At 64.3% G+C, this 20,976-nt stretch carries 4 protein-coding genes; 3 read left to right on the top strand and 1 reads right to left on the bottom strand.

Annotation, left to right across the window (positions count from 1 at the left end):
- Window positions 1-70: 70 nt before the first annotated feature.
- The 3 genes from OPU96_RS23145 to OPU96_RS23135 all read left to right on the top strand — a co-directional run bounded on the left by OPU96_RS23145 (window position 71) and on the right by OPU96_RS23135 (window position 19,266).
- Entirely contained in the window at window positions 71-8,152 is an 8,082-nt protein-coding gene (locus OPU96_RS23145) for an NEL-type E3 ubiquitin ligase domain-containing protein (RefSeq protein ID WP_498559762.1), read from the top strand.
- A gap of 85 nt (window positions 8,153-8,237) precedes the next feature.
- On the top strand, window positions 8,238-14,183 hold the full coding sequence (locus OPU96_RS23140; protein WP_498559761.1) for an NEL-type E3 ubiquitin ligase domain-containing protein: 5,946 nt from the start codon (window positions 8,238-8,240) through the stop codon (window positions 14,181-14,183).
- An 85-nt stretch (window positions 14,184-14,268) separates the two neighbouring features.
- Complete coding sequence (locus OPU96_RS23135) at window positions 14,269-19,266, top strand: dermonecrotic toxin domain-containing protein (protein WP_498559760.1); 4,998 nt, start codon at window positions 14,269-14,271, stop codon at window positions 19,264-19,266.
- Here OPU96_RS23135 and ureC read toward each other — a convergent pair.
- Complete coding sequence (gene ureC, locus OPU96_RS23130) at window positions 19,251-20,951, bottom strand: urease subunit alpha (RefSeq protein WP_498559759.1); 1,701 nt, start codon at window positions 20,949-20,951, stop codon at window positions 19,251-19,253. The genes OPU96_RS23135 and ureC overlap by 16 nt on opposite strands.
- Between the last annotated feature and the right edge of the window lie 25 nt (window positions 20,952-20,976).

The raw sequence follows: 20,976 nt of genomic DNA, 5'->3' as shown, positions 1-20,976 counted from the left end.
GCTAACTATCTAGCGCGGGCTGCTCCGTCGGGCATGGTGTGCTGACGCTCCCAATCCAAGGAGCTAAGCCATGCCCGATATCACCTCTGCCGCGCCGGCCACGGCGCCGGCGCATCCGCCGATTTCCCGCAGCCTGCACGGCGACTTCATCGAACGGTCGATCCCCGATTGGCTGGTCGATGCCACACCCGAACGCCTGGCCGCCTTCAGGGACAGTCCCACCCAGCCCCCCCTTTGGTACCGACACGCCACGGCGGCGCAGCGCCAGGCCCTGCACACGCAAACTCGCGCTGCATTCACTACCCAGACGCGCCTGGATAAAGCCATGGCCGGCCTGCAAGGCATCGACCGCTTTGCCGAGCCGCTGCTGGTGCATGCCCTCAAGGAGAAATTCAACGTCACCCTCGACGTCAACACGACGTTTTTGCAGCTCAGGCAGGCTGTCGAAGTGGGTGTTCTCGGCATCGATATTGCCAGCTATGAGGTGTTGAAACTGCCGTTGTTGCAGGCCGCGTTGCACAACTTCGAAGCCGCGGAGTGCGAAAGCGGCGCTTTTCATGAGTCCTCCGGGTTTCTTGAGCAGGACACCGCCAGCACGTTCAAGGCCATCACAACAGGCATTAGCGTGAAGCAATTCACCAGCCTGTGCCGCAGCCTCGACATCGGTGCGCAGTACCAGGCCTACCTCAAGGATTACCTCTATTCCCAAGACGCAGTCACCCGCACTGTACTGCGCGAGAAGTTCACCACCGCACAGAAAGCGGCACTGCGCGCGGCCGCAGAAATGGCGCTGCTGAAAAAGGACATCGAACCCGACGACTACCGCATGCTGCTGGCGGTCGCCGACGGCGAGCGGTTTCCACGATTGGGCGGCAAACCGGTGTGGTTTTGCGACCTGAGCCTGATGAAGCACCGCATGACCGGCTGCGTGCTGTTCGTGATCAGTGACAAGTACAGGTACACCGACGAGTGGATCCTCTACGTGCCCCACGACCCCTACGCACCGCTCAAACGCTACAGCGCCTCGACCATGGACCGCGCGTTCAAGCAGCGCTTTACCGAGCGCGATGCCAAGGCCCCGGATGACGGCAGCCCGACGCCCTACCAACGCTTTTTCAGCCGTTTCGTCGCGTATGCCGACCTGCCTGATTACTTCAGGCAACTGACGAAAGCCGCGCCAGATCCGTCGTTCAGCCATAAAGTGGCGAGCTATGCACCGTTGCTCAATGAGATTGCCAAGGGCGTCAATCCGTTTGCCATTTTTACCGGGTTGCGCCATCTGCCGCCTGGCTCGCCACCGCCCAGGCAAGCGAACCCCGACCCGTTCCTGGCTCCCCGGGACATCCCACGCGCAGGCCATGGTCTCTGGGCTGACAACGTGGACCTGTGGGATTACCTGTTCGACCAGCATCGCGCCAAGCTGGTTGCCGACGCCCGTGCCCACGCTGTGCCGACGGCGGACGTAGATGCCAGGGTGCGCTCGGAAAAACTCGCGCGCCTGCTCAACATCGGCATGCTGCTGTTCACCGCCGTGTCGATGTTCGTGCCGGTGCTGGGCGAGTTGATGATGGGGGTGATGGCCGCACAACTGCTGTACGAAAGTTTCGCGGGCGCGATCGAATGGAGCGAAGGCGACCGCCAGGCGGCCAAGGCGCATTTGTTGGACGTGGCGCAAAACCTTGCCTTCCTCGCCGTCACGGCGGGGGTCGGTAAAGGCTTGGCCAAACTGGCGTCGGTCAAGGCGCAACCGGTGATCGAAAACCTTGAACCGGTGACCTTGCCCAGTGGCGAACAACGCTTGTGGAAACCGGACCTCAAGGGCTATGAACAGGCCGTCAGCCTGCCGGGCGACGCTGACGCGCAAGGTCAATTCCGGCTGAATGGCAAGACCTACATCCGTCTCGACGGCAAGGTCTACGAACAGGCGTGGGACGAAACGCAGCAGCGCTGGCGTATCCGCCACCCCAGCGATCCCGAGGCTTATCAGCCGCTGCTCAGCCACAATGGCGCCGGTGCCTGGCGCCTGGCCCTGGAGCGTCCGCAACACTGGGATCGTCTCACGTCGCTGCGGCGCATGGGCCCGGCGGTCGAGGGCTTGAGCGACGAAACGCTGCTCAGGGCCGCCGACATCAGCGGTGTCGATGAGGCTGCCCTGCGCAAAATGCACCTGGACAATGCCCTGCCGCCGCCCGCGTTGGTCGATGCGTTGCGTTTGTTCGAATCCGACCGCGGCGTCGAGGAGGTGATCGAGCAGTTGGAAGGCGCGCAGCCGATCAATGGCCGTTATTTCTACAGCCTGCCCCTGGTCACGCAAATGCCGCGCTGGCCATTGGGGCGGGTGCTGCAAGTGTTCGAAGGTCCCGAGTTGGCGGGGCCTTCGATCCAGTACGGGGTTGAGCGTCTGGTTGGCCTGCGCCAGCGCAAACCGGCGATCCGCGTGAGCCGCGCCGATGTGCTCAGTGGCGAGTTGCCCCAGCGCATCCTGGCCCAACTGGACGAAGCGGAAATCACCGGCATGCTGGGCGGTGAGCCAGCGCGCGTGGTGGCTGCCAGGCCCCAGGAGTTGCGCAAGCAGTTGGCCGATTTTGCCCGCACCCGTAAACCGGCGATCTTCGACAGCCTCTACAACGGCACCGAGCCGCACGCGCCGTGGGTCACCCGGCTGCAACGCGAGTGCCCCGGGCTCAGCGAGCCGGCGGCGCAAGCGGTGCTGGCCCAGGCCGATGGAGAGGAAATCGCGCGCATGCAGGCCAGCAATACAGTGCCGTTGCACCTGTTGCAGCAGGGCCGTTGGTACGCCCAGCAGGGACGACTGGCACGGGCCTTTGCCGGTCTGTCCGGAGAGAACATGGCCTCGGCCGACAGCCGTCACTTGGCGTTGCAAACCCTGGCCGACCTGCCCGGCTGGCCGTCAACCCTGCGCCTGGAGGTGCGTGAGGGCAACATGGCCGGGACCTTGCTCGACGGGATCGGCAGCGAGGCGGCCACCCAGCGCAAATACCTGGTCAAGCGCGGGCCCACCTACCAGGCGTTTGATGAAAGGGGCGAGGCCCTCAACAGCGTGCCGGCGTACGGTGACAATTTCTTCCCGTCGCTCATGCATGCCTTGCCGGATGATGCGCGCCAATCCCTCGGCGTTGCCCATGTGGGCGAGCACGCAAGGTTGCAGCGCCTGATCCGCGATCACGCGCTAGAGCACCGCCTGGCGTCCGCCCGGATCGTCACCGGGCGTCTTCACCAACAGCCCTGGTTCCGGCCACCGCAGCGCATCGCTGACAAACTGGTGGGGTACCCGGCCAGTGGACGGGGCGCAGGGGCGTCGCCGGACCTGACGACGAGGGTGCAGGCGGTGTACACGCGATTGACAAATGATCAGGCCAACGGGTTTATCCTCCGGCAAATGCTCAGTGGAAAATCGGAGCGGGACATCGTCCACCTGCTCAACAATCGCCAGCGCGAATGGCAGGCCCTGGAGTCGACATTGGACCAATGGACCGGCCCACAGCAGCCATCGCTCGCTGGCAGGAATCTCTGGGTATTGGGACGAGGCGGGGTGGCCGATGCGATCAAAGGCAGTTGGCAGCGAGCACCGTTGGCGGAGGATCCACAGTTCGCCCGGCTGGAGCTGTTTATCAATGAACCATTGCCGCCGCTGGAAGCTGATTTTTCCCACGTGCGACACTTGGTGGTGGGCGGTGCAGGGTTAACGGACGCTACCGTGGAGCCGTTGTTGGCGACGTTCTCCAACGTGCAGAACCTTGAGATCAGGATGACTAGCTCGGACCTGCGCAGAGTGCCCGATGCGCTGCTGAACCTGTCGGCGCTCACGGAGCTGAAAATCACCCGGGATATATCGACGCCGGCCTTCGTCGATACCCAGGTCGCCAAGCTGCAGCGGTTGACCCAACTGCGCTCGCTGACGCTGCAGAATGTGATGGAACTCAACCAGGAGATGGACTTCAGCGGCTTTACCCAATTGCGCTATCTGCGGGTGTCAGGGGGCTTCCTGTCCGAGCTTCCTGCAGAACTGCTGAGGCTGCCCCATCTTGAGCGAGTGGACTTCAAGCGTATGTCGGTGCGCAGCTTGCCGCCCGAGCTGCTCACGCCTGGGCATGAGCGTCTGTGGCGCGGTTTGTCGCTGGACTGGTCACGGCTTGATCCCGAACAATTCCGTGCTGCCTATGAGTACGTGCAGGCGCAGGCCGAGCACTGGATCGACCAGGAAGAAATGGTGCGAGAGTACTGTCAGGCTGAACTGACTCGGCTCGGCACACGGAACAACATGATGGTCGACTATTCACGCTCGCTGGCACGTTCAGCGGCACTGCAGGAAGCGTTTCTGGTCCGGTGGACAGGTGCTCGGTCCAGGTTCCAAGCCATCGAGGCGCTGAGTGCGGAACAGGCTGCCTTGAGCGCGGACCTGGCCACATGGCAAGGCCCGCAGACCTACTCGGCAGATCACCTGATGCGCATGCGGGCGGCGCAAGCCATCGACAATGCCTGGTACGACGGCTTGCTACAGCGCTACAACGCGCCGCACTACGCCACAACCCTCGAACTGCCCGCGTTGTCGGTGCTGGAGATGCCGCCGTTACCTGCACAAGGCTTCAGCCATGTACAAACCCTGAACCTGCGTGGGTTGCGCGCGCCCCTAGAGTCGTTGCGCGGGTTTATCCGTGGGTTCGGCCAACTGCGCAACCTCGACCTGAGCGACTGCGCCTTGGGCGAACTGCCGCTGGCCGCCGCTGACCAGTCGCTGCTGGAAACCCTGGACCTGGGCAAGAACCCGTTGACCCGTCTGGATGTCAGCGCCATGGATCGGCTTCAAGCATTGAACCTCGGTGGCAGCGCCCTGCAAGCCTTGCCCACGGGGGTCGAGCAGCTTGCCCAGTTGAGCTGGCTGGACCTGCGCGATTCTGCAGTGACCTCGCTGGCCCCGGCGGCGCTGGCCCGGGACGAGCTGGTGCTCAGCCTCAACCTGCTGGGGGCGCCGTTGGATGAAACCGCGCAGACTGCGCTGACCCAAGCCCTGCAGCGCGTCGAACGCAACCGTGGCCTGCCCGAGGGGGCGTTGGCGCGATTTGCCGCGCAAGCAGAGTCGTCTACCGAGTTTGCGCCACAGGAAACCGCTACGTCGGTTGCCCGCCACCTGCTGCCCTTGGCCCCGGCGCTACCGGACGGCGAAGGCCCGCTGTGGCGCACACAAAGTCTGCAACGGCTATGCCCGGACTTCTCGGCGGATCAACTGCGCCAAGGTCTCGAACAGCTGGAGCGCCAGGGGCTGTCGCAGGCCGTGATGGAGGCAAGGCTGCGCCAATGGAACCAGACGCTCGACGCGCTGACCGTCGAGCTCAACGGCTGGGTATTTGTACGCCAAACGGCGGGCGAAGGCTGGCAGATCTCCTCACAGGGGCGCGCCTTGGCGGCGACGCGGATCGTCGAATGCTGGCGCCAAGGCGTGCCTGGCGGGTACGTGCGACCATTCGCCAGCCTGGATTTCAGCGGCCTGCAACTGGGTGACCTGCCAGGGTTGCCGGGTGATTTCTCCCATGTGCAGCACTTGGACCTGACGGGCGTGCGCATCACCGCCCAAGGCTCCAACGATTTTCTACAGGCGTTTACCGAGCTGCGCAGGCTCACGCTTAACGGCCAGTACCTGCCCGAGCTACCCCGGGCCGTGTCGGGCATGCCGCGCCTGGAGCAACTCGACCTGGCGACCCTGGACCTGACCGACCCCGAACCGTTGTACCCCACACTGCGACAATTGGCGCACCTGCGCTCGTTGGACCTGGGCTACAACAACCTGCCAGCCTTCAGCGTCGAGCAATTGGATAACCTGGAGGCCCTCGACCTCAGCCATAACCTGCTGCAGGCCTGGCCCGCCGGAGTGTTGCAGGCGCCGCGCCTGCGCACCCTGGACCTGAGCGGTAACGAGATCACCTCGATCCCGGCCCAGGCCCTGGACGGCCAACATGACACCTTGATGGAGGGCACCGACCTCAGCATGAACCCCGACTTGTCCCGCGAGAGTCTGGAGCGACTCAGGGCATACGCCGAGCGCCGGGGCCGTGACACTGCGCTGGGCTATGCCCGGGATGAAATGGGCGAGCACAGTGACGATGATGGGTCGGATATCGAACAGCCAATCGCGCCTGATGAAGTGATCGAGCCAGAGACCGTCGAGGCGATTCCCGGACAACTGGCGCCCTGGCTGGCCCCCGTCCCCACCACGGACGTCGCCGACTATCGCGCGTTGTGGCAGCGGCTGGCCAACGAGCCGGATAACGTGCACTTCTTCCACCTGCTCCAGACCCTGCAGGACACCCAGGAATTCCGCCTGTTTCGCGCCGACCTCACGCGTCGTGTGTGGAGTGTGCTGGAAGCCGCCGAGCGCGATACCGAACTGCGTGAAACCTTGTTCAGCATGTCGCGTACCCACGGCACCTGTGCGGACGGGCGCACGCTGGCCTTCAGCGAGCTGGAGGTGAAAGTCTTCGAGTACAACGCCTTGCGCGATGTGCCGCCGGGCCTGGAGCACCGCGGGCGGGCGCTGCTGCGTCTGTCACGCCAGTTGTTCCGCCTGGACCAGGTGGAGCGCCTGGCGCATGAACGTGCAAGGACCAGCCACGACCCCGCCGAGGTGCGCCTGAGCTACCGCATCGGCCTGACCCATGGATGGCGCGACGGTCTGCCGTTGCCCGGCCAGCCCCACTATATGCGTTACAGTACGCCCATCGATGGCGAAGCCCGCTCCCAGGCTTTGCGTGAAGTGGAGCGACGGGAAACGACCGAGGCGTTTTATGACGACCTGATTGCCCGCGACTATTGGGTGCGCTACCTCGAAGACCTCTACCCCGATCAACTTAGCGCGCTGCAGCAGCGCGCCGCGCAGAAGCAGAACCAGATCGAGGATGAGCATCCGGACATTTCCACGGAGGCTTACGCCCAAGCCCTGCAGGCGTTGGAGGTGGAGCGGGCGATTGAGCGCAACCAGAAACTGCTGGAGCTGTCGCGCCAGGAGGTGGCGGCGTTGTCTGCGCCGGTGAGTGCGTCCGGTATGGAAGCGCTGCCTGGCTCCAGCCATGGCATCGGTTACCGCATGCCGCGTGCGGAGGGCCGGGCGATCTCATTCAACGGCAAGACCTATTTCGTGGCGAGCATGCCGGATGCCGGGGATGGCTTGCACTATGTGTTGCGGGTAGCGGCACCGAATGATCCGCAAGCGCTGGTCAGCAGTGGGATTCTCGCCAAACCCGACATCAACGGCGTGTGGCGGCGCCGGGGATCGCTCGGCGGGGGCCTGACGACGCCGTCCGATGATGAATTTGCATCGGCCTCGGATCGCTCCGACGATGAGTTCGAGGTGGCCTCGGAATCCATGCCGGCCGCCCCCTACACCGCCGAGGAACGCGCTGCGATGCGCCGCGCTGACCATTTCGCGACCACGCGCAATCTGCCGGGCACCTACAACCGCGTCAACAACGGTAAATACCCGCTGCGCGATTTCCAGGGCCGAGCGATGCGCATCACCCAGCTGGAGAAGGTCGTCGAAATCGGCGGGGTCAAGTACAGCTCCGATCAGATCAAGCCTTACATCCGGTTCGGCGGTTACGAGGACGTGGCCAGGCTGTATGACGAGCAACTGCAAGTGCGCACGTTCACCCCGGCGGATATGAAGGCGCCGGGGGAGCAGGCACTGGTGGGGCAAATCACGGTGGTGGCCAACCGGCGTATCGCCAAAGGCGAAATCGTCGGGGTCTACGGCGGTACTGTACTGCCCGCGGGAGTCGAGGGTACTGAGGGGCACACGTTCGCCATGACCGTGGGCAGTCGCCGGGTGGTTGAGGGCGGTGCGCTCGTCACCAAGCCGATCGTTCAGACGGGGGACAACATCCTCTCAAGGATCAATACGCTGTTTGAGTATGACGCCCAGGGCAAACCGGTGCGCCAGGCGAGCGAGGGGTACAACCTCAAGAACATACCCTTTGCCGTGGAGGTCGAGATGCTGCTGGGTATGGGGCCGAATGCCCGCACGGTGACCAAGGACCTGCTGCTCAATACGCTGTGGGCGTCGCAAGATATCCCCGCGGGAGCCGAGCTGCGCCTGAATTACCGCTACACCGAAAACATGGTCAAGGCCTTGTTCCCGTGAAGCGAGCACGGGGTACATAGTCAGGCTTTTTCGGCGCACAGGCTCAGTAGGCTGAGGGTCTTTTCACACCTAATGGATGACCCTCATGCCTGACCTGCAACCTCCGCCCGCCGAAGGCGGCACCCTCAATGCCGACCTGCGCGGCGTTCATTACGACGTGCTCAAGGAGCGTGTGCCGGCCTGGTTTTCCCAGGCCCCGGCATCGCGCCAGGCCGAGTTGGGCAACTACGAACTGCATCTGCCGTCCTGGTATCGCCGGGCGACGCCGCAGCAGCACGCTGCGTTGTCGAGCGCACACCGTCATTTTCGCCAGGCGTTGAACCAACTGGAAAACCGCCTGGGCAACCTTAACGACATTTTCGAGTTCGCCGAACAGCCGCTCAAGGACGCGATCAAGAGCCGCTTCGGTCTTGATGTGGATGTGCGCAATGTCTATTTCGCGCGCAAGTATGCGTTCAAGGATCGCGATGACCTGTGGGGCTTCCTGGTGCTGGACCGCACCAACGACCCGTCGCTGAACCATGAATACCGTGGCATTTCCTTGTTGGAAGCGGCCTTGGCCAACTTCGAACCCGCCGAGCAAAAGCCGCCGCGTTGCAGCGATTGCCAGGTCATCACCCGATGGGGCAGCTACGACGGCGATATTATCGTGCGCTATCCCACGGTCAGCGCCGAAGCCGTCGCCATCGCCCCCCATCTGTTCGCCACGCTCTGCCGTAACCTCGACCTGGGCACGCGCTACCAACAACACATCAATGACATCCTGCAACCGGCCGACCCCGGCGAGCGCGAGGCGTTGGAGGGGCAACTGGAAGAGCACCAGCGCCAGCATCTGGCGGTGAGTACCGAAATCGCGCACCTGCAATATGCGCATAAACCGAACAGTACCCAAGTGGCGTCCGGCATCAGCGCGCCGGTCTATGACATGCTCAAACAGCTGCTGGCCGATGCTCCGGCCATCACCCTGGATGGCCGGCCGGTGGTCGTCCAGGCGCTCAAGGTATTCGGTATTGTGCTGGTGGGCCCGCTGCTGATCGGGCCGAGCCGGTCCGGCGCCGGCACGCCCCAGCGCCTGGTGGTGTACCTGCCCAACGATCCGCAACAACCGTTACGCGAGTATGAGCACAGCGCCGCGTTCATGGCGGACCTGAGGATGCGCCTGCACAGCGTCGCCTACCGGCGATTCTTCAGCCGCTTTATTCCGGTGCGCCAGCAAGGTGAGTTCTTTCGCAAGTTCAACCGGCTGTACCAGCCCACGGACAGGGACGCGCAAGGCGATTTCCCATTGCGGTCGAACCCCGCCCAGCTGCCGTTGGGCGACGTCACCCTCAGGGGCAACCTGTGGCCGCAATTGCGCCGGGCGATGGTCGAGAAAATTCGCGCCGACGCTCGCGCCGTAGCCGTGCCTACCGGCGATGAAGACAGCAAGGCGCGCAAGGAGCGGTTACAGAGCTATCTGGATGCGGTGGTCAGCGTGTTCAACCTGGCCGCCTTCGTGGTGCCCGGCCTGGGGCCGATCATGCTGGCGGTGGGAGCGGTGCAGATGTGCCACGAGGTGTATGAAGGCATCGAGGCTTTTGAAAATGACGACATCCGCGCGATGTGGGCGCACTTTTCCAGCGTGGCGTTGAACGTGGGGTTTATCGGCGCCGGCGCGTACGTGCTGCCGCGCATTCAGGTGTCGCGTGTGGCCGAGCAACTCAAGCCGGTCACTTTAGCGAACGGTGAACAGCGCTTATGGAAACCGGACCTGGCGCCCTACAAGGTCGACCTCGAACTGGCACCGGACGCCCAGCCTGATGCCCTGGGCCTGTTCGAGCACCAGGGGCAAAAAGTGCTGGCCCTGGATGGCGATTTTTACCGCGTCAGGCAGGATGTCGACAGCGGCGATTACCGCGTACAACACCCCACCCGGCCGCACGCCTACGAGCCCTTGCTGGAACACAACCAGCAGGGTGCCTGGAGCCACGAGGCCGAAGAACCGCTGACCTGGGACGCCACAACCGTGCTCAGGCGCCTAGGCCATGATGTGCAGTCCCTCAATAGCGAGGCGCGCCAGCAGGCGCAACTGGCCAGCGGCATAGACACCGACACCCTGCGCACCGTGCACGCCGATCAGCAACCCACGCCACTGCTGCTGGCCGACTCCCTCCAGCGCTTTCGCCTGCACCAGGAGCTGACTACCTTCATCGAACAGTTGGGCAGTGCCGACCCGGCCACCTACGCGCAGGCCGACCTGGCCGCGCAACTGGACCTGATGCTGCGCCGTGGCTTGCTCGGCAACCAGCCGCTGCGGGTGTTGGGCAGTACCGGCGAGGTGCTCTGGGACGATCCGGCACCGGCCGCTACCCCGCGTACGCAAGTGGTGCTCAATCACGTGCAGGATGCCAATGGCGCAGGGCTGACCGAGGTGCTGCGCACCCTGCAAGACCAAGACCCCGAACTCAAGGACATCCCCGGCACTGCCGCCGATAGCATCGACCAGCGTGCGACCCTGCTGCGCCGATACCTGGCGCAGCAGGCCGCGGACCTCAAGCACACGCTGCTTGAGGAGCGCTACCGGGCGCTGTACCCGGACGCCGATCCGGCAGTCCAGCAGCTCTTGACCCAATACCCGAAACTGCCGGTGCCGGTTGCCCGGTCACTGCTCGACTGCACCAGCACGCTCGAGCGCCAGGCCCTGGGCAATGGCGGCCGGCTGCCCGAGACGCTGGATGAGCGGGCGCGTTGGGCGGAGCAGGAAACCCGTGTCGCCCGCGCCTATGAAGGGCTGTTCCTCGATGAATCGGCGGGCCTCGACACCCAGCGCCTGGCCCTGCGCACGCTGGAAACCTTGCCGGGCTGGCAGCGCGGTTCGCGAATCGAGCTGCGCCAGTTTTCGGCCGACGGTGAGCTGCTCGATGCCATCGGCTCCCCGGACGCGGGCGCCCGGCGCAGCCTGATCCTGACTGCGGATGGCCAATTCGACAGCCCGGGCGGGCGCGACTTCCACTCGGCCTTGTGGCACCTGTTGAGCAGCGCCGAGCGCCAGGCCCTGGGCGTGAATAACGTGGCCGAGCTCAAATCGGCCATCGCGCAAACGCCGTTGCCACGGGCGCCATTGCGCACGGTGCTGCTGGAACACCCCATCGTCAAACCCGCCTATGACCCGGCGATGCGCCTGCTCGGTGGCGGTCGCGGGTTGCCGCAATTACTGGCGAGTACCGCCAATGCCCTGCGTACACCCCAAGTGCGTGTGCGCCGGCTGTTTCGTACGTTCAGCGACGAGCAAGTCACAGGCTTTATCGAGTCATTGGGCCCCAACGTACGCGGTGAGTTGACGCGGCTGGAAACCGAGTACGCCGACCTCAAGCAGCACCTCAAAGCCTGGGTCCACAGCACTCGTCATGCCTCGCCGCTCTCGCAGAGCAATGCGCGCTATGTCGCCCAGCAAATCAAACGCTGCTGGCGACGCGAGACAGGCAGCGAATTGCGCCTGACCCCGGCCCAACCCCATGGTTTACCTGCGCTCACCGCCGGCTTCGGGCATGTTCAGACGGTGGTCATACGCGCGATGAGCTGGTCGCCCGAGGCGGACACCTTTCTGAGTAACTTCACTGGCCTCAAGGTGCTCACGCTCGACCGCAGTGGCGTGCAGCAATTGCCCGAGGCCATCGGTGCCATGCGCGAGCTGACCTACCTGTCGATGCAGAACAATGGCTTGCGACTGACGGCGCACAGCGCGGCCCGCCTGGCGGCGCTGGAACGCCTGGAGTACGTGGACCTGTCCCACAACAACCTGGGGATTGCGCCGGACTTCAGCGGCATGCCCCAGCTCAAATACGTGGACTTGAAATACGCCGGGATCGAGCAGTGGCCAGCCGGGGTGCGCGATCAGCTCAACCTGCAGCGTTTCGATTTGCAGTTCAATCGGCTGCGCGCAATCCCTAGGGAAAACCTGGAGCCGGCCCCCGAGGATTTCCAGCAGAGGGTGCGCATCAACGGCGTGACCCTGATCGCGGGCAATCCGTTTCCACCCGAGGTGGCTCGCCAAGTGGACGACTACTGGCTGCGCCTCTCCCGGCAGCACCCCGAATTGCTCACCAGTAGTATCACCGACGCCTTCAGCGTCGAATCGCCAATGATCCGGCAAGTGCTGCACATGCACCCCGACATGACGTACATGCGTGCCAGGGAGCTGATTTGGAGCTTGGGGGAGGACGCCGAGGCCCATTTGACGCTCCAGGTGCAGGAATTCGATCGACTTTACGAACAGCTCAATGCCTGGGCTTTTTCTGGAGGGGGGGCGCATCAGCGTTATATCCGTGGCGATCGTTTGCAGCGCAACGTCCCGACCCGCGATGCACGCTTCACTGCCCGGGAGCTGATCGTCAAATGCTGGCTGCGTGACGCGCCGACGCGAAACGCACGTGACGGCACGCCCATCGGCTTCGCGCTCGACCTCAGCGGTCTGCCACTGCCCAGCCTGCCGAGCCTGGAGGCGGATTTCAGCCATGTGGGCTCGCTCAACTTGAGCAACATGGGGCTGGAGACTTCCCCGGAGAGCTTCCTGATGAACTTTCGCGGTGTGCGCTGGCTGGACCTGTCCAACAACCGACTGCGCGAGCTGCCCCCCGCGCTGGAGCATATGCAAGGCTTGACCCGCTTGAGCCTGCAAAACAACCGGCTTCGCCTGACGCCGCAGACCCGGCAGATCCTGGCCGGGCGCGTGACCCTGCGTGCGCTGCTGTTGGACAATAACCCGCTGGGCATGTCGCCGGACTTCAGCAACATTGGCGATATGCGGTCATTGAGCCTGCACAGTGCCGGGCTCGACACCTGGCCCACGGGGCTGTGGGAGCAACCGTTGCTGGACCGTATCGACCTGAGTGACAACCGACTGACCGACATTCCGGCAGCACTGATCAACCCGCCCCCTGAAGACCTGGCGCACAGTGCGCGGATCAGCGGCGTGACCCTTCTCGCGGACAACCCGCTGTCCGACGCCACGCTGCAGCAAGTCAACGCGTATGCCGGCCGGTTGCGTGAGGCCGGGCTGCTCACTGCGCAGCGGTCCAATGCCTTGGTGAGCACGGCCGGCAGGCGCAGCGCTCTTCTTGATGCAGACTTTGTGTCCGTCCCGTTCCAGCGTTGGACCCAAGGTCTCGACGCTGCTCAGGTGGTTGCCCGTAGAGCCCAGTGGCGAGGTTTGCGCGGGCAGGCGGGCTCGGACGGCTTTTTCCAGATGTTGAACGACCTGCAGGAGGCCGGGGTCGGCCACGCGGAGTTGCAGCGACGGGTGTGGGAGGTGATCGATAGCGTCACCGAGCACACGGCCGAGTCCGAAGCCTTGCGCGAGCGCATGTTCGACTGGGCCGGACGCGCCGCCTGCTGCGACCGCGCCGCGCTGTCGTTCAGCAATGTGGAAGTCATGACCCTGGTGGAGCGGGCGCGAGCGCAGGCCACTGACCTGGCCCAGGGGCCGGCGTTGATGAAACTGTCCCGCGGGTTGTTTCGCCTGGATCAGGTCGAGAGCATCGCCTTGAACGATATCGCCACGCGCACTGCGGCGATCAACCAGGACCCGAGCCTGTCGACGGCGCAAAAACAGCAACGCATCGCCCAGCTTGAAGAAGTGGAAATCCGGCTGGCCTACCGCGTGGGGCTCAAGGGGCCGCAGCGCCTGGACCTACCGGGGCAGCCCGACCAGACGCGGTTTACCGTACTGGGCCGGGTCACCCCGGCCATGCTCGACGCGGCCGAGGCCCAGGTGCTCAGGCTCAACGGGTCGCCGCAGGAGTTCCAGGCGTTGATGGCCAGGGAGTTTTGGCAGGATTTCATCACCAGTAAATACCGCCCGCAGTTCGACACCCTCAGCAAGCCCTACCACGAACGCCTGGCGGTCTTGCATGACCAGGCTGAAGCGGGCTCGCTCAGCCGCGCGACCTATGAAGCCCAAGCCAAGGATTTGCAGGCACAACTGGCAGTGGAAGAGTCGGCCCTGATCGAAAGCCTGACGCGTCAGGAACTGCTTGAACACCCCCTGGACTGAACGGCGGCGGATAGATAGTTAGCGCCGCGCGCCAAACCGGGCGGCCTAGGATGGCCTTCTTTCACTCCTGAAAGTTGGTTATGCCATGCCTGATTCCCCAACCCTACGACCTGGCGAGCAAGGTCGGCATTATGCGTTCATTCGCCAGGCGGTCTCGTCCTGCCTGGTGCAATCCTCCCCCGAGCGTCGGCAGGCGCTCAAGCACACGTCGCCACAGGTGCCGGCATGGTACGCGGCGAGCAGCGAGTCCCAGCAGGCACAGCTCAAGGCTCTGCTGGACGCGCGTTGCGAATCGCTCAATGCGCTGGAGAAAACCCTGGGCAAGCTGCAGTCGGTGCAGACCTTCGGCCAACCCTTGTTGGAGGCGGCGCTCAAAGACGCGGGTTTCCCACTGGATGTGAACCGCACCTGGCTGCGCCTGTACAGCCCCGCCGAGGATGCGTTCGGGGTGGCCACGGCGGGGTTTCAGGTCAAGACCCTGTCCCTGTTGCAGGCGGCGCTGAACAATTTCGAAGCGCGGGAGGCCGCCGCCGGTTATTTCAACGTCGCCTCGGGGTTTATCACCGCGCCGGACGCCCGCGGGCACTTCGAGCGCGACACCACTGCCATGCCCCTGGACACGTTCGTCCAGTTGTGCCGGCAACTCGACTTGGGCGCGCGTTACCAGGCCCACCTCAACGCCTTGCTCTACCCGTCGGACACTGTGGCCGAAGGTGTCCTGCGCGAACGTTACCTGCGCTACCAGAAAGACGCGCTGTTGGCCGCGGCATTCCTCGCGCTGCTCAAGGGTGATATCGGCGCCGACGACCATGCGCTGCTGCTCAGGGTCGCCGCCGGCGAGCGCCCGATCATGCTCGGCGACAAGCAGGTGTGGTACCGCACGCCGTGTCTGATGAACCTGCACCTGCACGATTGCCTGATCATCGAGCCTTGCGTCAAATACGGGTACTCGGATTGGTTTATCGCCTATTTGCCCGATGACCCCGATCACCCCATCAAGCGCTATGCCTCCTTTAGCGAGTTCCAGAATGACCTGAGCCGGCGCCTCAAGACCCGCAATGGCCGCCAGGACGACTACCAGCGCTTTATCAGCCGGTTCATTGCCTACAAGGATCGGCCGCATTATTTCCGTCGTCTCACCGAACTGGTGGTGGACGCGCCGCCGCAACCGTTCGCCGCGCAGTGGCTGCGTTCGGAGTGGGGCAAACTGGCCGCGAAGATCATCGCGCCGTCGCTGGCACCGCTCAACTCCCTGCCCGGCGCGGCGCAACCGCAGGTGCGCGTACCGATCGCCGACCCTGAGTTCAATATCAATGCTGACGCCATCGGCGGCATGTGGGGCGAGTTCGACCTGTGGCCGCAGCGCTTCGACGCGATGCGTCGGCGTGTGCTCGATGACGGCCGCGCCCAGGCCATTCCCACCGCCGACGCCGACAAGGCCGCCGGCGCCCTGCGCCTGCAGCATTACCTGAATATCGGCCTGTTCGCGGTCAACCTGCTGGCCATTGCCGTACCGCCATTGGGCGCGGTGATGTCGGTGGTGATGGTCGGGCAGATGCTCTATGAAGTGCTCGACGGTGTGATCGAACTCAGCCAGGGCGACCGCGAGGCGGGTTGGGCGCATATCAGCGACGTGCTGGAAAACCTGGCGCAGTTGGCGGCGGGTGCGGCGGTGTTTCACTTCACGGTGTCGCCGTTTATCGAACACCTGCAGTCGGTGCAATTGCCCAGCGGCAAGACGCGCCTGTGGAACCCCGACCTGTCTGCCTACGAGCACACGAGCCCTTTGCCCGGTGAGCCGGTTCGCGATGAACGCGGGCTGCACAAGGTCGGTGATCGTCATTTTCTGACCCTGGAGGGCAAGCGCTACAGCGTGCGCCAGGACCCGCTGAGCGAGGGTTACTACATCGAGCATCCCAGTCGCCCCGATGCCTATCGACCGCAACTGGTGGAAAACGGCAACGGCGCCTGGAACCACGAGTTGGAGCAGCCCCTGAGTTGGCAAGGGGTGACGTTGATGCGTCGTCTGGGGCCGGTGGTGGAGGGGTTCAGCGATCTGCAACTGGAACAGATCCGCCGTGTCAGTGGCGTAGAAGAAGACGTGCTGCGCCGCCTGCATGTGGACGGCGAACCGGTGCCGGCGGCGCTGTTGGATACGATTCGCGAGTTCCGTGCCTACGACGCTGCGATGGAAGTGGCCCGTGGGATCGGTGCGGGCCTATTGCCCGCCGATCTGTGCGGCTATGCGGCGTCGCTGGTCGTCGAGCTGCCTGGCTGGCCGCCGGGCAAGGCGATCGAAGCACTGGCGGACGCTGGCCTGGACGAGGCCTCGGTCAGGTACGGCGACGCCCTGGCGAGCGCGGCGGACACCCTGACGGTCAGCCGCCGCGAGCTGATGACCGGGCAATTACCCCGGCGCATCGTTGAATTCCTCGACGAAGCCGAGCTCGATACCCTCGTGGGCCGCCAAACGCGGCGCGACGTGCCGTCGCGGACCGCCGCTTTGCGCCAGCAGTTGCAGGCCCGGGCGCACTACTGCCGCTCCCGCCTGATGCGCAGCGTGTACACCTCTGCCGAACCGATGACCGACGCGGCGGTGAAGTTGGTGCAGCGTGACTTCAAGGGGCTACCGAGCTTGATGGTGCGCGAGATGCTGGCCGACGCCACACCGGCAGAGCAGGCGGCCTTGGCGCGCGGAGTGCGGGTGCCGTTGCGGTTGGCGGAACAAGCGCGACGGCTGCAGCAACGGGTGCGGCTGATACATGCATACGAAGGGCTCTACCTCGAAGCCCTGGCCAACAAAGACACCGAAGCCCTGGTGCTCAACAGCCTGGCCAACCTTCCCGGTTGGCACGATGGCCTGCGCCTGGAGGTGCTCGAAGGCAGCCTGGGGGGCCAATTGCGTGCCAGTTTCGGTGCGGCGGATGCCGCGCAGTACAAGGCGCTGGTGCGGGTCGCTGAGGGGCAGTATCAGGCGTTCGACGCCCAGGGTCAGGAGTTGCATGGAGTGAACGGTCTGTACGGGGCCCTGCAACATGCATTGACCGACGCCCACCGCAACGCGATCGGCTTGCCCCATGTCGGGCAGGGCGAACAGCTGAAAAACCTGCTGATCGCCAAGGCCCTGCCCCGCGAGCGGCTGCGCCAGGTGCTCGGTATGCAGTCGGTACGCAAACCCTGGTTCAGGTGGCCGCAACGCCTGTCCGACAACCGTTTGGGCTATCCCCTCAGCGGGCGTGGGCGCGGCACTTGGCGCGGGATCATCGAAGAGCGCGTGAGGAACCTCTACCGCACCATCAACCCCGCGCAGATGGAGGAGTACCTGCGCGGCCGCAACCTGGAAGATGACAGCTGGCTCAAGGCGCTGGAAGCCGAGTTCAAGCTACTGGACAGCGTCTTGAGCCGCTGGTTGGTGGACGGCCCCAGGGACAGGGCGACCCTCAGGCTCCGCCGCAGGCTGTATGACACCCTTAAAGCGGTCTGGGCCAAAAGCGGTGAGTGGGATGTCGATGTGCAGGGCAACTACCGTGGGCAGCGGATACGTCTGAATGACACGGCGATGGGCGCACAAATCGCAACCCTGCCGCCATTGCCGGGTAACTTCGATCATGTCACCAGCATTCACTTGCCCGGGTGCGGGTTGACCGACCAGGGGGCGGGATTTCTATCGGCTTTTCGTCGCTTACGCATCCTCAACCTGGAGGGCAACCAACTGACGCGCTTGCCCGAAGTGTGTGCGGACATGCGGTACATCGAAGGCCTGGACCTGTCCGACAACGCAGTGGTGCTCACACAGGAGGCTGCGTTGCAGATCCGCGCCATGCATCGCATGGAATGGCTGGCGCTGCAGGGCAACCCGTTGTCCAGGCCAGTGGACATCAGCCGTATGCCACGGCTGCGATGGCTGTATCTGTCGGGTTGCGATTTGCAGGCGTGGCCCGTCGGAATATTTGCCTTCCCACGGCCACGGGAGTTTCTGTTGGAACTGACCGGTAACCGCCTCACGGCCATCCCGGACGTTGCCCCCGGTTCCGAGCGGGCAAGGGTCCTGGCCAGGACGGCGGTGACCCGGGATTGGCTGGCCCCCGAGGTACTCGTCAAGCTCAAGTTGTACCTCGAATCCGTCGGCCTGGACCCGGATCGACGGTTGCCGCCACGCGGCGCCCAGGACAGCGCGCACTGGATGAGTGGGCTGACCCAGGAGCAGTGGCTGAGTAAGCAAATGGACTGGAATGACCTGGAAGAGGCGGTGGACAGCGAGCCGTTTTTCGATGAAATCCGCAAGCTCGGCGAACACCTGGATCAACGACCGCAGGCGTACAAGATCGACTTGACCGCCAAGGTCTGGCGCATGCTGGAGGCGATGGCGGGTAGTGCCGACCTGCGCGAGCGCTTGTTCCAGATGGCCGCGGCGCCCACCACCTGTGTCGATGCAGGGGCGCAGTTGTTCAATGCCATGGGGGTCGAGGTACTGCTGCATGAGGCGTTGTTGCTGCCCAATCCTGACTTGAAGCGGTTGGAACTGTTGGACCTGGCCAGGGGCAAGGCACGGCTCGATGAGCTGGGACGCATCGCCCATGCCCGGGTGAGTGAGCTGGTCGACCAGGGGCGCCCGTTCCCCCAATACGACAGCGAGGGCGGCCTGATTCAGCAGGTCGACGCCCAGGGCCGCCCGGTGCCCAGTATCGATGAGGTGGAAATTCATTTGGCCTATGTCACGCGGCTGGCCGATCGGCTGGACCTGCCGTGGCAGACGGGCATGTTGTACCGGGAACCGGACGTCACCGACGCGATGATCGAAGACGCCTACACGCGCGTCGTCGCGCTGGAGCGTGGCGAGCTGTTACGCGAGGGCATCATCGACCAACCGTTCTGGGTCGACTATGTACAGGCGGAGTTTCCCGCTGAGTTCGAGGCTGTCAACGCCAGGAGCGAGGTATTGATTAACCGGTATGCGGTCCTGCAGGACATCCGCGACGACGAGTATTTTGCCGAGATGGCCAAGCTCGGCGAGGAACGCAAAAACGTCCTGCGCCGGCTGACTGACCGCTTGATGGGGCGTACGCCTCAGAATAGGAAGTAACGCTGGGCCATCGGCAGCACCTCGGCCGGTTCGCACCACAGCAACACGCCGTCAGCCTTGACCTGGTAGGTCTGGGGGTCTACCTCGATGTCCGGCAGGTAATCGTTGTGGATCAGGTCGGTTTTCTGCACGTCGCGGCAGCCTTTGACCACCGCGATCTGCTTCTTCAAGCCCAGGGCTGCGGGCAACCCGGCGTCCTGGGCAGCCTGGCTGATAAAGGTCAGGCTGGTGGCGTGCAGCGAGGCGCCGAAGCTGGCGAACATCGGGCGGTAGTGCACGGGTTGCGGCGTGGGGATTGAAGCGTTGGCGTCGCCCATCAGGCTGGAGGCAATCGCACCGCCCTTGAGGATGAGGGTCGGTTTGATGCCAAAAAACGCCGGGCGCCACAGCACCAGGTCGGCCCACTTGCCGACTTCGATGGAGCCGACAATGTGGCTCACGCCATGGGTGATCGCCGGGTTGATGGTGTACTTGGCGATGTAGCGCTTGGCGCGGAAGTTGTCGTTGCCGGGGCCGTCGCCGGGCAGCGGGCCGCGTTGTTTTTTCATCTTGTCGGCGGTCTGCCAAGTGCGCGTGATCACCTCGCCGACGCGGCCCATGGCCTGGCTGTCGGAACTGATCATGGAGAACGCGCCGAGGTCGTGCAGGATGTCTTCGGCGGCGATGGTTTCGCGGCGGATGCGGCTTTCGGCGAAGGCCACGTCTTCGGCAATGCTCGGGTCCAGGTGATGGCAGACCATCAGCATGTCGAGGTGTTCGTCGATGGTGTTGCGGGTGAACGGGCGTGTCGGGTTGGTCGAGCTGGGCAGCACATTGGCGAAGCCGCAGGCCTTGATGATGTCTGGCGCGTGGCCGCCACCGGCACCTTCGGTGTGATAGGTGTGGATGGTGCGGCCCTTGAGGGCGGCTAGGGTGGTTTCGACGAAGCCCGACTCGTTGAGGGTGTCGCTGTGGATCGCCACCTGTACGTCGTAGTCGTCGGCCACGCTCAGGCAGTTGTCGATGCTTGCCGGGGTGGTGCCCCAGTCTTCATGCAGCTTCAAACCGATGGCGCCGGCCTTGACCTGTTCGATCAATGGCTCCGGCAGGCTGGCGTTGCCCTTGCCGGTGAAGCCGATGTTCATCGGGAACGAATCACTGGCCTGGAGCATGCGCGCCAGGTGCCACGGGCCCGAGGTGCAGGTGGTCGCATTGGTGCCGGTGGCCGGGCCGGTGCCGCCGCCGATCATGGTGGTGACGCCGCTGGTCAGCGCTTCTTCGATCTGCTGCGGGCAGATGAAATGCACATGGCTGTCGATGCCGCCGGCGGTGAGGATCATGCCTTCGCCGGCGATCACCTCGGTGCTGGCGCCGATGGCCATGGTCACGCCGGGCTGGATGTCCGGGTTGCCGGCCTTGCCGATCGCATGGATGCGCCCGTTCTTGAGGCCGACGTCAGCCTTGACGATGCCCCAGTGGTCGATGATCAGCGCGTTGGTGATCAGGGTGTCGACCACTTCACTGGCGAGCAATTGGCTCTGGCCCTGGCCGTCGCGGATGACCTTGCCACCGCCGAATTTGACTTCTTCGCCGTAGACGGTGAAGTCCTGTTCGACTTCGACGAACAGTTCGGTGTCGGCCAGGCGGACCTTGTCACCGACGGTGGGGCCGTACATGTCGGCGTAGGCTTGGCGGCTGATTTTCATGTGGTTGCCCTGAAATATTTGTGTT

Source organism: Pseudomonas sp. RP-B7 (assembly GCF_059803535.1).
This window is presented reverse-complemented; position numbering and strand designations above follow the sequence as displayed.